Annotated in this window: 9 protein-coding genes; 8 read left to right on the top strand and 1 reads right to left on the bottom strand. The window is 73.0% G+C overall.

Going from position 1 to position 15350, the window contains the following annotated elements:
- Nucleotides 1–117: 117 nt before the first annotated feature.
- Nucleotides 118–2565, bottom strand: coding sequence for a DEAD/DEAH box helicase (locus AB0F18_RS16035; protein ID WP_362060243.1), 2448 nt, complete (start codon nucleotides 2563–2565; stop codon nucleotides 118–120).
- Nucleotides 2566–2645: 80 nt separating this feature from the next.
- Here AB0F18_RS16035 and bldG point away from each other — a divergent pair, with 80 nt between their 5' ends.
- From bldG to tmk, 8 genes are all read left to right on the top strand, one after another.
- The gene (gene bldG, locus AB0F18_RS16030; protein WP_049716377.1) at nucleotides 2646–2987 is read left to right on the top strand and encodes an anti-sigma factor antagonist BldG; all 342 of its coding nucleotides are present in this window, start codon (nucleotides 2646–2648) and stop codon (nucleotides 2985–2987) included.
- A 115-nt stretch (nucleotides 2988–3102) separates the two neighbouring features.
- On the top strand, nucleotides 3103–3543 hold the full coding sequence (locus tag AB0F18_RS16025) for an ATP-binding protein (protein WP_362060240.1): 441 nt from the start codon (nucleotides 3103–3105) through the stop codon (nucleotides 3541–3543).
- A 257-nt stretch (nucleotides 3544–3800) separates the two neighbouring features.
- Nucleotides 3801–6206 carry a sodium-translocating pyrophosphatase gene (locus AB0F18_RS16020; protein WP_362060237.1) on the top strand — a complete coding sequence of 802 codons (2406 nt, stop codon included), beginning with the start codon at nucleotides 3801–3803 and terminating at the stop codon, nucleotides 6204–6206.
- Between the two features lie 170 nt (nucleotides 6207–6376).
- On the top strand, nucleotides 6377–6937 hold the full coding sequence (locus AB0F18_RS16015) for a small secreted protein (protein ID WP_362060234.1): 561 nt from the start codon (nucleotides 6377–6379) through the stop codon (nucleotides 6935–6937).
- Nucleotides 6938–7073: 136 nt separating this feature from the next.
- The gene (locus tag AB0F18_RS16010) at nucleotides 7074–8588 is read left to right on the top strand and encodes a class I SAM-dependent methyltransferase (protein WP_362060231.1); all 1515 of its coding nucleotides are present in this window, start codon (nucleotides 7074–7076) and stop codon (nucleotides 8586–8588) included.
- Between the two features lie 149 nt (nucleotides 8589–8737).
- Entirely contained in the window at nucleotides 8738–8935 is a 198-nt protein-coding gene (locus AB0F18_RS16005) for a hypothetical protein (RefSeq protein ID WP_362060228.1), read from the top strand.
- Nucleotides 8936–9201: 266 nt separating this feature from the next.
- Nucleotides 9202–11997 (top strand): type I DNA topoisomerase, encoded by a 2796-nt coding sequence (gene topA, locus AB0F18_RS16000; RefSeq protein WP_362060225.1) that lies wholly within the window; start codon nucleotides 9202–9204, stop codon nucleotides 11995–11997.
- Nucleotides 11998–12123: 126 nt separating this feature from the next.
- The gene (gene tmk / locus AB0F18_RS15995) at nucleotides 12124–15312 is read left to right on the top strand and encodes a dTMP kinase (protein WP_362060222.1); all 3189 of its coding nucleotides are present in this window, start codon (nucleotides 12124–12126) and stop codon (nucleotides 15310–15312) included.
- The last annotated feature ends 38 nt before the right edge of the window (nucleotides 15313–15350 follow it).

The raw sequence follows: 15350 nt of genomic DNA, 5'->3' as shown, positions 1-15350 counted from the left end.
GCATTGCCCGCGTTGCGCGAGGCCGATCTGCCACGTCGCCTGCTCTCCGTGCTCGGTCCGGACCCGAATCCGGCCCCGGCCCCCGTGCCCGGGGCCCGTGCGGGCCGGGCCCGGTGGTCAGGGGGCGGGGGCGAGGAGGCGGGTGAGGAGGCGGATCGCGCCGCGCTTGTGGAGGGGGTCGTTGCCGTTGCCGCACTTGGGGGACTGGATGCAGGAGGGGCAGCCCGCCTCGCACTCGCAGGCGGCGATGGCGTCCCGGGTGGCCGTCAGCCAGTCCCGGGCCGTGTGGAAGGCCCGCTCGGCGAAGCCGGCACCGCCCGGGTGGCCGTCGTAGACGAACACCGTGGGCAGCAGGGTGTCCGGGTGCAGCGGGACGGAGACGCCGCCGATGTCCCAGCGGTCGCAGGTGGCGAACAGCGGGAGCAGGCCGATGGAGGCGTGCTCGGCGGCGTGCAGGGCGCCGCCGAGGATCTCCGGGTTGATCCGGGCCTCGTCGAGCTGGTCCTCGGTGACCGTCCACCACACGGCCCGGGTGCGCAGGGTGCGCGGTGGCAGGTCCAGCTTCGCCTCGCCGAGCACCTCGCCGGTGATCAGCTTGCGGCGCAGGTAGGAAACCACCTGGTTGGTGACCTCGACGGAGCCGTAGCAGAGCCGGGCCGCGCCCCAGGGGATCTCGGTCTCGGTCTCCAGGACGGAGATCGAGGTGATGTCGCGGGCCGTGGTGGAGAAGGGCGGGTCCGCCTCCTCGACCAGGGCCACGGACTCCTCCAGGTCCAGCCGCCGCACCAGGTAGGTGCGGCCCTGGTGGAGGTGGACGGCGCCGTCGTGGACGGCGGTGTGGGAGGCGGACTCGTCGACGGTGCCCAGCAGCCGGCCGGTGGCGGCCTCGACGATCTGCACCGGACGGCCCCCGCCGCCGCGGATGTCGGCCAGGTCCGAGGCCCGCTCGCGGCGGGTCCAGTGCCAGGCCGCGGTCCGCCGCCGCAGCAGTTTCGCCGCCTCCAGCTGGGGCAGCAGCCCGGGCGCCGCCGGGCCGAAGAGGTCCAGGTCGGCCTCGGTCAGGGGCAGCTCGGAGGCGGCCGCGCACAGGTGCGGGGCCAGGACGTACGGGTTGTCGGGATCCAGCACGGTGGCCTCCACCGGCTGCCGGAAGAGGGCCTCGGGGTGGTGGACCAGGTAGGTGTCGAGCGGGTCGTCCCGGGCGATCAGCACGGCCAGGGCGCCCTGCCCCGCCCGGCCGGCGCGCCCGGCCTGCTGCCACAGCGAGGCCCGGGTTCCGGGATATCCGGTGATCAGTACGGCGTCCAGCCCGGACACGTCGACGCCGAGCTCCAGGGCGGTGGTGGCGGCCAGCCCCAGCAGCTCCCCGGAGTGCAGGGCCCGCTCCAGGGCGCGTCGCTCCTCGGGCAGGTAGCCGCCCCGGTAGGCCGCGACCCGCCGGGCCAGGGACGGGTCCACCTCGGCCAGCCGTTCCCGGGCGATCACGGAGATCAGCTCGGCCCCGCGCCGGGAGCGTACGAAGGCCACCGTGCGGACGCCCTGGACGACCAGGTCGGTCAGCAGCTCGGCGGTCTCCGCGGTCGCGGTGCGGCGTACCGGGGCGCCCTTCTCGCCCTTGAGCTCGGTCAGCGGGGGCTCCCACAGGGCGAAGACCACCTCGCCGCGCGGCGAGGCGTCGTCGGTGATCCCGGTCACGGGCACCCCGGTCAGCCGGGAGGCGGCGGCCGCCGGGTCGCTCGCGGTGGCGGAGGCCAGCAGGAACACCGGCTCGGAGCCGTAGCGGGCGCACAGCCGGCGCAGTCGCCGCAGTACCTGGGCGACGTGGGAGCCGAATACCCCGCGGTAGGTGTGGCACTCGTCGACGACCACGTAACGCAGGGCCTTCAGGAAGGAGGACCAGCGGGGATGGGAGGGCAGGATGCCCTGGTGCAGCATGTCGGGGTTGGTGAGCACGTAGTTGGCGTACTGGCGCACCCTCTCGCGTTCCTCGACGGGCGTGTCCCCGTCGTACACGGCCGGGCGCACGGCGTTCCCCAGGGGAGCGGCCAGTTCCCGCACGGCGCGCCGCTGGTCGGCGGCCAGAGCCTTGGTCGGGGCCAGATAGAGGGCGGTCGCACCCCGGCCGTTCGGTGCCTCCGCGCCGTCGGCGAGGGCGGACAGCACGGGGGCCAGGTAGGCGAGGGACTTGCCGGAGGCGGTTCCGGTGGCGACGACCACCGACTCGCCGTCCAGGGCGTGCTCGGCGGCCGCGGCCTGGTGTTCCCACGGGTGTTCGATGCCCGCGGCGCGGATCGCTGCCACCACATCTGTTCGGACACGGTGCGGCCAGACCGCATGACGGCCCTCCCGAGGGGGCAAGTGCTCCGTATGGGTGATGCGCGCAGCTCGGGAAGGCCCCCGTGACAGGCGGTCCAGAACGGTGCCGGGGGAGGGTCGTGGGTCCGCCGGTGCCGTGGCCGGACCGGGGCGGTGAGTGTTGGCCATTGGAACCGAGTGTGTCACCGGCGTGCGGGACAATGGTCTCAAGGCGTCGTGCGCGCCTGCCGGTAAGTGATTGAATGCCATCGCGGCAGCCGATCCCTCCCCTACCTTCGGGTGGGAGGCCCCTGGGGGGCGCCGCTCGATAGCAAGGTGCTGGAGGATCCGTGGACCTGTCCCTGTCGACTCGCACTGTCGGCGACCGCACGGTCGTAGAGGTCGGTGGCGAGATTGATGTGTATACCGCGCCCAAGCTGCGCGAGCAGTTGGTGGAGTTGGTGAACGACGGCAGCTACCACCTGGTTGTCGACATGGAGCGAGTGGACTTCCTCGACTCCACCGGCCTCGGTGTGCTCGTGGGAGGCCTCAAGCGCGTCCGCGCGCACGAGGGCTCGCTGCGTCTGGTCTGCAACCAGGAGCGCATCCTCAAGATCTTCCGGATCACCGGCCTGACGAAGGTGTTCCCGATCCACACCTCAGTGGACGACGCCGTCAGCGCCACCGACTGACGGCTCCCGGCCGGCGCCGCCCCGGCGGCGCGGGAGCCGACGAGGAGCGGGGGTACCGGACCACGGGTGGTCCGGGCCCCTGTCAAGGCACGCCTGTAGTCCGAGGGGGACGCACATGGCCACCGTTGAACTGCGCTTCAGCGCCCAGCCCGAACACGTCCGCACGGCCCGCCTGGTCGCGGCAGCCGTGGCGCGACGGGCGGGTGTGGAGGAAGCCGTCCTCGACGAGGTCCGCCTCGCCGTGGGCGAGGCCTGTTCCCGTGCCGTCGGACTGCACCGCAGCAACGGGCTGACCGCGCCCGTCCGGGTGGTGCTGACCGAGGAGGAGAAACTGTTCTCCATCGAGGTCGGCGACGAGGTGCCCGGGCCGGCCGGCGGCTCCTCCGAGCCGGTCCCCGGCATGGACGCGGCCCTGGACCCGGACGCCGACGGCGAGGACGAGATGGGCCTCGCGGTGATCAGCGGGCTCGTCGACGACGTGTCCGTCACCAGTGGGGAATCGGGCGGAACGATCCGGATGCGCTGGCCCGTCTCCCGGGTCTCCGATCTTCCGTAAGGCCGCGGCCATCCTATCTTCTGATCTTTATCAAGGCCCTGCTGAGCAGGGCCTTTTCCATTTCCCCGGAAATCTTCTAGATCGCTGATCGGCCGTCAATGCTTTTGCCCCATTACCTCTTTCGGGGGTAAAGGAGTGACGCGATCTATTGCTGAGGAGCAAGAGAGCGCCAATTCCGTTTCCCGCCCACTGTTTTGATCAGGGAGAGCTCCCTACAATCCGTCCACATCTTGAGCTCATCACGTCAAGGAGGACGAATGACGGGGCTCTTCACCCCCATTGCCGCGGATCACTCCGGTGATCTGGCGGCCGCAGTGCTCACCGATGACAACCGGCTCATCGTGTTCGTCATCGCGGGCATCGCACTGGCCGCCCTCGTCGTCGCGCAGATCCTGGTCCGCCAGGTCCTCGCGGCCGACGAGGGCACCAGCAGCATGAAGAAGATCGCCGCGGCCGTGCAGGAAGGCGCCAACGCCTATCTGGGCCGCCAGTTGCGCACCCTCGGCATCTTCGCCGTCGTGGTCTTCTTCCTGCTCTTCCTGCTCCCCGCCGACGACTGGACGCAGCGCTCCGGGCGCTCCGCCTTCTTCCTGGTCGGCGCCCTCTTCTCGGCCACCACCGGCTACATCGGCATGCGCCTCGCGGTCCGCGCCAACGTCCGCGTCGCCGCGGCCGCCCGCGAGGCCACCCCCGCCGAGGGCGAACCCGCCAAGGACCTGACCGACGTGGCCCACAAGGCCATGAAGATCGCCTTCCGCACGGGCGGTGTGGTCGGCATGTTCACCGTCGGCCTCGGCCTGCTCGGCGCCTCCTGCGTCGTGCTCGTCTACGCCGCCGACGCCCCCAAGGTCCTGGAGGGCTTCGGCCTCGGCGCCGCGCTCATCGCGATGTTCATGCGCGTGGGCGGCGGCATCTTCACCAAGGCCGCCGACGTGGGCGCCGACCTGGTCGGCAAGGTCGAGCAGGGCATTCCGGAGGACGATCCGCGCAATGCCGCGACCATCGCCGACAATGTGGGCGACAACGTCGGCGACTGCGCGGGGATGGCGGCCGACCTCTTCGAGTCCTACGCCGTCACCCTCGTGGCCGCCCTGATCCTCGGCAAGGCCGCCTTCGGCGACCTCGGCCTCGCCTTCCCGCTGATCGTGCCCGCCATCGGCGTCATCACCGCCATGATCGGCATCTTCGCCGTGGCCCCGCGCCGCGCCGACCGCAGCGGGATGACCGCGATCAACCGCGGCTTCTTCATCTCCGCCGTGATCTCCCTGGTGCTCGTCGCGATCGCCGTCTACTCATACCTCCCGGCGACCTACAAGGAGCTCGTCGGGGTCGAGGACGCCGCGATCCTGGGCCACACCGGGGACCCGCGCATCCTGGCCGTGGTCGCCGTCGCCATCGGCATCGTGCTCGCGGCCCTGATCCAGCAGCTGACCGGCTACTTCACCGAGACCAACCGCCGTCCCGTCCGGGACATCGGCAAGACCTCGCTGACCGGTCCCGCCACCGTGATCCTCGCCGGCATCTCCGTCGGCCTGGAGTCCGCCGTCTACACGGCGCTGCTCATCGGCCTCGCTGTCTACGGGGCCTTCCTGCTCGGCGGCACGTCCATCATGCTCGCGCTCTTCGCGGTGGCCCTGGCCGGCACCGGCCTGCTCACCACCGTCGGCGTCATCGTCGCGATGGACACCTTCGGCCCGGTCTCCGACAACGCCCAGGGCATCGCGGAGATGTCCGGCGACGTCGAGGGCGCCGGCGCCCAGGTCCTCACCGACCTCGACGCCGTCGGCAACACCACCAAGGCCATCACCAAGGGCATCGCCATCGCCACCGCCGTCCTGGCCGCGGCCGCGCTCTTCGGCTCGTACAACGACGCCATCACCAACGCGGTGAAGGAGGTCGGCGCCAAGGCCGCGGAGATGAACCTCAGCCTGTCCATCGCCCAGCCCAACAACCTGGTCGGCCTGATCCTGGGCGCGGCCGTCGTGTTCCTGTTCTCGGGCCTGGCCATCAACGCCGTCTCCCGCTCCGCGGGTGCCGTCGTCTACGAGGTGCGCCGCCAGTTCCGCGAGCACCCCGGGATCATGGACTACACGGAGAAGCCCGAGTACGGCCGCGTCGTGGACATCTGCACCAAGGACGCCCTGCGCGAACTGGCCACGCCCGGCCTGCTCGCCGTGCTCACCCCCATCGCGGTCGGCTTCACCCTCGGCGTCGGAGCGCTCGGTTCCTTCCTCGCGGGCGCCATCGGCTGCGGCACCCTGATGGCGGTCTTCCTCGCCAACTCCGGCGGCGCGTGGGACAACGCGAAGAAGCTCGTCGAGGACGGCCACCACGGCGGCAAGGGCAGCGAGGCCCACGCCGCGGTCGTCATCGGCGACACCGTCGGCGACCCGTTCAAGGACACCGCCGGCCCGGCCATCAACCCGCTCCTGAAGGTCATGAACCTGGTGGCCCTCCTGATCGCCCCGGCCGTCGTGCAGTTCAGCTACGGCGAGGACGCCAGCGCCGCCGTACGGGCCGTCGTGGCCGTGCTCGCGCTCCTGGTCATCGTCGGCGCCGTGTACGTCTCCAAGCGCCGCGGCATCTCCGTCGGCGACGAGGAGGGCGGCAGCCCGGGCGCGGAGCGCGTCGCCCAGCCGGCGGATCCGGCGGTGGTCTCCTGACCCTGCGCAGCCCCTGAGGGCGGCCTGGAAGCCCTTGGGCCGACCGGCTGGAGGATGCGCCCGAACGGCGGACGGGCGGCGCGTACTGACGCGCCGTCCGTCCGCCGTTCTGTGTGCTCGGATGGCGGGCGTGTATCTTCCGGCCGAGAGCCTTCGAAGGGACCAATCCGGTGAACAAGAAGCTTGCGGCCGCGGTGTCCTGCGGTGCGGTACTGATGCTCGCGCTGTCCGGCTGCGGCGGTGACGACGACGGCGACAAGAAGGCTGACGCCTGGGCCAAGAAGGTCTGCGACAAGTGGGAGCCCGAGCTCACCAAGATCAAGGACACCAATGACGAGCTGAAGCGGGTCGCCTCGCAGAGCAGCAAGCCGGAGGAGGTCCAGAAGACCGACTCGGCCGCCTTCCAGACGCTCTCCGACTCCTACAAGAACATGGCGGGCTCCCTGACGGCCGCCGGCGAGGCCCCGGTCAAGGACGGCAAGGGCGCCCAGGACTCGGTGGTGAAGAGCTACGGCGAGATCTCCAAGGGCTACACCGACCTCAAGGCGAAGATCGACGCGCTCGACCCCAAGGACCAGGGCAAGTTCGCGGACGGCCTCCAGCAGGTCGCCGGCGGCCTCACGGAGGTCGCGGCCAACGAGACCGCGAGCAAGGAGAAGCTCAACTCGACCGGCCTCAAGGTGATCTACACCCAGAAGGGCTGCCAGGTCTCGGCGCCCGGCAAGGGCTGACCGCGCCCGCCTCCCCCGAGGCACGCGGCGTACGCCGTCCGGGGCGGCCGGGAGTCCGAACGGACCCGGCCGCCCCGCCGCGTCCCGCGCCCCGCCGGTCGTACGGATCGCCGGCCCGAGCGGCCACAATGGACGGGTGAGTACCACCAGCCTCCCCAAGCCCGACCGTGCCGCCGAGCTCCGCGAAGCCTTCCTCGCGGCGGGCTTCACCGCCGACGGGCTGCTCGACCTGCTCGGCGCCCCCGCCTACGCCGCGCTGGCCCGCAGCGAGACCGTCCCCGCCCTGCGCGCCGCCCGCAGCCACGGCGACGGCCCGCTCGCGACCCTGGTCCGGCTGTTCCTCCTGCAGTGCCCCGTGCCCCACGTGCACGCGGCCGGGGCGCTGCCCGTCGAGGCCGCCCTCGCCGACGGCTGGCTGCGGCGGGAGGGCGACGAGGTGCACGCCACCGTCGACGTGCGCCCGTACGGGGGGCCCGACGGCGAGGACTGGTTCATCGTCTCCGACCTCGGCTGCGCCGTGGGCGGGGCCGGCGGCATCGGCAGCCGCGAGGAGGGCGTCGTCCTCGGCGTCGGCGGCGCCTCCACCACCCTGGCCGGGATCACCGTCCGCGCGCCCGTCGGCTCGGCCCTCGACCTCGGCACCGGATCCGGCATCCAGGCGCTGCACGCCGCCCAGCACGCCACCCGCGTCACCGCCACCGACGTCAACCCGCGCGCCCTGGAATTCACCCGGTTGACGCTCGCGCTGTCCGGGGCACCGGAGGCCGAGCTGCTCACCGGGTCCCTGTTCGAGCCCGTCGGCGACGCCACGTACGACCTGATCGTGTCGAACCCGCCGTTCGTCATCTCCCCCGGCGCCCGGCTCACGTACCGCGACGGCGGGATGGGCGGCGACGACCTGTGCCGGACCCTGGTCCAGCAGGCGGGGGACCACCTCAACCCGGGCGGGTTCGCCCAGTTCCTCGGCAACTGGCAGCACGTCGAGGGCGAGGACTGGCACGACCGGGTCCGCTCCTGGGTGCCGCGCGGCTGCGACGCCTGGATCGTGCAGCGCGACGTGCAGGACGTGACGCAGTACGCGGAGCTGTGGCTGCGCGACGCCGGCGACCACCGCACCGACCCGGCCGAGTACGCGGCGCGCTACGAGGACTGGCTCGACGAGTTCGAGTCCCGCAAGACCAAGGCCGTCGGCTTCGGCTGGATCACGCTGCGCCGCACCGACGCGGCCGAGCCCTCGATCGTGGTCGAGGAGTGGCCGCACACGGTGGAACAGCCGCTCGGCGAGACTGTCCTCGCGCACTTCGCCCGCCAGGACTACCTGCGCGAGCACGACGACGCCGCGCTGCTGGCCGGGTACTTCCAGCTGACCGAGGAGGTCGTCCAGGAGCAGGTCGGCGCGCCCGGCGCGGAGGACCCCGAGCACGTGGTGCTCCGGCAGCACCGCGGGATGCGCCGGGCCACCAAGGTGGACACGGTCGGCGCGGGCTTCGCAGGGGTGTGTGACGGCTCACTCAGCGCGGGCCGGATCCTCGACGCCATCGCCCAGCTGGTCGAGGAGGACCCGGTCCTCCTGCGGGACCGCACCCCGGAGGCGATCCGGATGCTGGTCGAGCAGGGCTTCCTGGAGCCCGTGGAGGGTCCTTCCCGGTAGCCGCTGCCGGGAAGGACCCCGGCGGCGCCGGCGGGCGAACCCGTGATGTAACCCGGAGTTCGCCCACCGTATCCCCACGGCTGACAGGCTCCCGGAAGGCGGGGGATTCGGGGGGATCCCCCGAGCGGCCCGGGTGGAGGGGGAACGGCATGGAACGCGGTCCGGCGGTGTTCTCGGCGGGCGTGTTCCTGCTGTTCGGGGCGGCCCTGCTGGTCTGGACGGGGGCGCGGGCCGGCCGTCGCGCGCCGGTGGCCGAGGGAGTGCGCCCCGCGGTGGCCGTACCGGTGGCGCTGATCGCCGGCGCGGGGTCGCTGGCGCTGGGAGTCTGGTGCCTCCAGCGGTTCTGAGGCGAGGACCGGCGATGATCTCCGGCGAGTGTGAAATCCGACGTCGCGGCGGGTGCGGGGGCGGGGCCAGACGGCCCCCAGGCCACTCGGCCCGGTGACCGGGAGGGGTCCGGCGCGGCATCCGGGCGGCAGAAATGGCACTTGTCGGGTTACCGTTCGAGTGGCCGTTGCGGGCTTGTGCCGTTTGACACGGGGGCGGGTTGTACCGTCACACTCCGCAGCGTCGCCGTACTGCGACCGAGTGCCGACCGGAGAGAAGAGCCAAGTTGTCCCCGACTAGCGAGACCGCAAAGGGCGGCCGCCGACTCGTCATCGTCGAGTCCCCTGCCAAGGCGAAGACGATCAAGGGCTACCTCGGCCCGGGATACGTCGTCGAGGCGAGCGTCGGGCACATTCGCGACCTCCCGAACGGCGCCGCCGAGGTCCCCGACAAGTACACCGGCGAGGTCCGCCGCCTCGGCGTGGACGTCGAGCACGACTTCGCGCCGATCTATGTGGTCAACGCGGACAAGAAGGCGCAGGTCAGGAAGCTCAAGGACCTGCTGGCCGAGTCCGACGAACTCTTCCTCGCCACCGATGAGGACCGCGAGGGCGAAGCCATCGCGTGGCACCTGCAGGAAGTCCTCAAGCCCAAGGTCCCCGTCCACCGGATGGTCTTCCACGAGATCACCAAGGACGCCATCCGGGACGCCGTCGCCAACCCGCGCGAGCTGAACCAGCGCATGGTCGACGCCCAGGAGACCCGCCGCATCCTCGACCGCCTCTACGGCTACGAGGTCTCGCCGGTCCTGTGGAAGAAGGTCATGCCGCGGCTGTCGGCCGGCCGCGTCCAGTCCGTCGCCACCCGTCTCGTCGTCGAGCGCGAGCGCGAGCGCATCGCCTTCCGCTCCGCCGAGTACTGGGACCTGACCGGCACCTTCGGCACCGGCCGCGCCGGTGACGCTTCCGACCCGTCGTCCCTGGTCGCCCGCCTGAACACGGTGGACGGCAAGCGCGTGGCGCAGGGCCGCGACTTCGGCCCGAACGGGCAGCTCAAGGGTGAGGTGCTGCACCTCGACGAGGCCGGCGCGCGGGCGCTCGCCGCCGCGCTGCAGGGCGCCGACTTCGCCGTCCGCTCGGTCGAGTCCAAGCCGTACCGCCGCTCCCCGTACGCCCCGTTCCGCACGACGACCCTCCAGCAGGAGGCCTCGCGCAAGCTGGGCTTCGGCGCGAAGGCGACGATGCAGGTGGCGCAGAAGCTGTACGAGAACGGCTTCATCACCTACATGCGTACGGACTCCACCACGCTCTCCGACACCGCGGTGACGGCGGCGCGCGCCCAGGTCACGCAGCTCTACGGGGCCGACTACCTGCCGGAGAAGCCGCGCGTCTACGCGGGCAAGGTCAAGAACGCGCAGGAGGCGCACGAGGCGATCAGGCCTTCGGGTGATCGTTTCCGCACCCCCGCCGAGACGGGTCTGACCGGCGACCAGTTCCGCCTGTACGAGCTGATCTGGAAGCGGACCGTCGCCTCCCAGATGAAGGACGCGACCGGCAACTCGGTCACCGTGAAGATCGGCGGCCGGGCGGCCGACGGGCGTGACGCCGAGTTCAGCGCCTCCGGCAAGACCATCACCTTCCACGGCTTCATGAAGGCCTACGTGGAGGGCGCGGACGACCCGAACGCCGAGCTCGACGACCGCGAGCGCCGGCTGCCGCAGGTAGCCGAGGGCGACGCGCTGACCGCCGAGGAGATCACCGCCGACGGCCACGCGACCAAGCCCCCGGCCCGCTACACCGAGGCCTCGCTGGTCAAGGAGCTGGAGGAGCGGGAGATCGGCCGCCCGTCGACGTACGCGTCGATCATCGGCACGATCCTCGACCGCGGCTACGTCTTCAAGAAGGGCACGGCGCTCGTCCCGTCCTTCCTGTCCTTCGCCGTCGTGAACCTGCTGGAGACCCACTTCGGCCGGCTCGTCGACTACGACTTCACCGCCAAGATGGAGGACGACCTCGACCGCATCGCGCGGGGCGAGGCCCAGTCCGTGCCGTGGCTGAAGCGGTTCTACTTCGGCTCCGAGGAGGCCTCGGAGGTCGTGCCGGCCGGCGGCGACCACCTGGGCGGCCTGAAGGAGCTGGTCACGGACCTCGGTGCGATCGACGCCCGGGAGATCTCCTCCTTCCCGGTCGGCGAGGGCATCGTGCTGCGCGTCGGCCGCTACGGGCCGTACGTCGAGCGCGGTGAGAAGGACGCGGAGGGCCACCAGCGGGCCGACGTGCCGGACGACCTGGCGCCCGACGAGCTGACCGTCCAGTACGCGGAGGAGCTGTTCGCGAAGCCGAGCGGCGAGTTCGAGCTGGGCAAGGACCCGGTGAGCGGGAACGAAATCGTCGCGAAGGACGGTCGCTACGGGCCGTACGTGACGGAGATCCTGCCCGAGGGCACGCCGAAGACGGGCAAGAACGCGGTCAAGCCGCGGACGGCCTCGCTCTTCAAGTCCATGTCCCTGGACACGGTCACCCTCGACGACGCCCTCAGGCTGATGTCGCTGCCGCGCGTGGTCGGCGTGGACGCGGAGGGTGTGGAGATCACGGCCCAGAACGGCCGCTACGGGCCGTACCTGAAGAAGGGCACGGACTCGCGGTCCCTGGAGACCGAGGACCAGCTGTTCTCGATCACCCTGGACGAGGCCCTCGCCATCTACGCGCAGCCCAAGCAGCGCGGCCGGGCGGCGGCCAAGCCGCCGCTGAAGGAGCTGGGCACGGACCCGGTCAGCGAGAAGCCGGTGGTCGTCAAGGACGGCCGCTTCGGGCCGTACGTGACGGACGGCGAGACGAACGCGACGCTGCGGCGGGACGACGACGTCGAGACGATCACGCCGGAGCGGGGCTACGAGCTGCTGGCGGAGAAGCGGGCGAAGGCGCCGGCGAAGAAGACGGCGAAGAAGGCCCCGGCCAAGAAGGCCACGGCGGCGAAGAAGACGACCGCCGCCAAGAAGACGACGGCGGCCAAGAAGACGACCGCCGCGAAGAAGACGACGGCGGCGGCGAAGAAGGCGGCGGCCGCTCCGGCGGACGAGTAGTCGCCCGGGGCGGGGCCTGTCCCCGCCCCGCCCGCGCAGCGGCGTCCCGGAAGGTGGGTGCGGGGTCACACCGGGCCCCGTCCACAGGCCACGCCAGCGGCTCAGCGCAGCGGATAGGCTGGGCGGATGACGCGAGCCGAGCAGCCAACGGTCGTGACCGCCTCCGAGAACCCCCTCTACGACGAAGCCCTAGCCGCGGACTCCCGCGAGCGAGCGGTGCGCGCCCTGCTGCGCACCCCCGGGCTGCGCCGTCTGTGGAGCGCCCAGCTGGTGAGCGGCATCGGTGACGCCCTCGCCCTGCTGGTCCTCGTCCTGCTGACCCTCCAGGCGACCGTCACGACCACCACCGGCGGCCTCTTCGGCACCGGATACTGGGGCGCCGCCTTCGCCGTCGCCGCCGTCTTCGGGGTGCGCGTCCTCGCCACCGCCCTGTTCGGCGCGGTCCTGCTCGGCCCGCTGGCCCAGCTCACCGCCCCCGCGGGGAAGCTCGACCGCCGCTGGACGATGGTCGGCGCCGACGCGCTGCGGATCGTGCTGTTCGTCGTCGCCCCGCTGTGGCTCGACTGGATCCCCGCGCACGCCACGATCGCGCTGCTGGCCACCGTCTTCGTCTCCGGCGCCGCCGACCGGGTGTGGACCCTGGCCAAGGAGAGCGCCGCGCCCGCGCTGCTGCCCGCCCCGCCGCCGGAGGGGGCGACCGTACGCCCGCTCCCGGACCACCTCGACTCCCTGCGCCGCCTCAGCCTGCGCACGGCCTTCGCGGCGATGCCCGCCGCGGCCGCCGCCCTGCTCGCCGCGACCCTGGTCGGGCGGCTGCTGGGCCTGGGCGTGGACTGGTTCGCCGCGAACCAGTCGGCGCTGGGCTCGTACGTCGCCGCCGGCCTGTTCGCCGCGTCCGTCTCGCTGCTGCTCCCGCTGACGCTGCCCGCCGTGAAGACCCCGCGGCCGCGGTCCCCGCTGGAGGGGCTGCGGGCCCCCCGGGCCGGCGACCGGCCCGAGAAGGGCCGTACGGGCGCGATCCCGCTGCTGGTGCTGGCCTGCGCCGCCGTCGCCGGAGCCGTGGCCTGCGCCGCCTCCGTCGCCGTGCTGCACGCCTTCGACCTGGGCGGCGGACCGTCCTCGTACGCCCTGATGGTGCTCGCCCTCGTCGGCGGCACCGCCGCCGGGATCCGCGCCGCCCAGGCCGGCAAGGTGCTGCCCGCACTGTCGCGGCGCCGGCTGCTGGCCCTGGCCATGGCGGTCGCCGGGCTGGCGCTGCTGCTGACCGGGCTGGTCCGGGACACCGCCACCGTGCTCTTCCTCGCGCTGCTCGCGGGCACCGCGGCGGGGGTCGCCGCCAACACCGGCCACACCCTGCTCGACCAGGAGACCGAGGAGTTCCGCCGGGCCCGCGTCACCGAGCACCTGCAGGCCGTGGTCCGGGTGGCCGTGGCCGTCGGGGCGGTGGCCGCCCCGCTGCTGGCCGCCGCGATCGGACCGCACCGGCTGGGCGGCGGCCAGGTCGTCCTCGCCCACGGCGGCGCCGCCTACACCCTGATGCTGGTCGGCGCGCTGCTGCTGCCCGCCGCCGTCATCGTGCTCACCAAGGCCGACGACCGCGGCGGCGTACCGCTGCGCCGCGACCTGCGCGAGGCGCTGCGCGGCGGGGAACCCGTACAGGCCCCGTCCGCGACCGGCTTCTTCATCGCCCTGGAGGGCGGCGACGGCGCCGGCAAGTCCACCCAGGCCGAGGCGCTGGCCGACTGGATACGGAGCAAGGGCCACGAGGTCGTCGTGACCCGGGAGCCGGGCGCCACCCCGGTCGGAAAGCGGCTCCGCTCGATCCTGCTGGACGTCTCCTCCGCCGGACTGTCGAACCGCGCCGAGGCGCTGCTGTACGCCGCCGACCGCGCGGAGCACGTCGACACGGTGGTCCGGCCCGCCCTGGAGCGGGGCGCCGTGGTCATCTCCGACCGCTACATCGACTCCTCGGTGGCCTACCAGGGCGCCGGACGCGACCTCTCCCCGACCGAGATCGCCCGGATCTCGCGCTGGGCCACGGACGGACTGGTCCCGAACCTGACCGTGCTGCTCGACGTCTCCCCGGAGACCGCGCGGGAGCGCTTCACGGAGGCGCCCGACCGGCTGGAGTCCGAGCCGACCGAGTTCCACCAGCGGGTGCGCTCCGGCTTCCTGACGCTCGCCGCCGCCGACCCCGGCCGCTACCTGGTGGTCGACGCCGGCCAGGACCCCGGCTCGGTGACCACCGTCGTACGCCACCGCCTGGACCGGATGCTCCCGCTGTCGGAGGCCGAGGTGGCCGCGCAGCTGGAGGCCCGCCGGCTCGCCGAGGAGGAGGCCCGGCGCAAGGCCGAGGAAGAGGCCGCCCGCAAGGCGGAGGAAGCCCGGCTGAAGGCTGAGGAGGAGGCCCGCCTGGCCCGCGAGGCCGAGGAGGCCCGGATCAGGGCCGAGCAGGAGGCCGCCGAGGCGCGCCGGCTGGCCGAGGAGGAGGCCGCCCGCAAGGCGGAGGAGGCCCGGCTGAAGGCCGAGGAGGAGCGGCGCAGGGCCGAGGAGGAGGCCCGGGCCCGGGCCGAGGCCGAGCGGCTGCGCGCGGAGGCAGAGGAACGGGCCCGCGCCGCCGAGCTGGAGCGGATCCGGCTCCAGGAGGCGGAGGAGGCCCGGCTGAAGGCCGAGGCGGAGGAGCGCCGGCGGGAGAAGCAGCGGCGGGCCGAGGAGGCCCTGCTGCGGGCGGAGGAGGCGCGCCGGCTGGCGGAGGCCTCGGCCGCCGCCGCGGCAGCCGCCGCCGCGGCTCCGAAGGCCCCGGAGGCCCCTGCGGCGTCCGCGCCCAAGGTCGTGATGAGCAAGGACCCCGTCGACCCGGTTCCGGCCGACGAGGCCGTCACCGTCGAGACGCCGATGGTGCGCCGCGTGGTCCGGCCGGACGACGTGACGCAGACGGTTCCGGTACCCAAGATCGACCCGTCCGCGGCGGACGAGACGGCGGTCCTGCCCGCCGTACGGCCCGACGGTCCGGCCCCCGCCGCACCGGGCGGGCGGACCCGGCCGGCGGAGCGCCCGACCGCCCCGCACACCCAGGAACCCCCGGCCGACCGGGTGCCGCCGGGGATATTCCGGGACTCGGGGAACGACGTGACCCGCGAGCTCCCGGTCTTCGGGGACGACGGCCGGCCGCGCAGGGCCCCGTCCGACTGGGCCGAGGCGACCCCGATGGACGACCTGCCGACCCTGGCGGACGAGCTGCTGGGCCCGCGCCCGGACGACGCGGACGACCGCGGCGACGAGGGCGAGCGGGGCGGCCGGCGCCGCCGCCGCTGACCCGGCGGGGCGCGTGCCCCGCGCCCGGGACGGGATTG

It is taken from the genome of Streptomyces sp. NPDC029216 (assembly GCF_040648015.1).
GTDB lineage: Bacteria > Actinomycetota > Actinomycetes > Streptomycetales > Streptomycetaceae > Streptomyces.
Note: the sequence above shows the minus strand (reverse complement) of the source record. Positions and strands in the feature narration are given on the sequence as shown.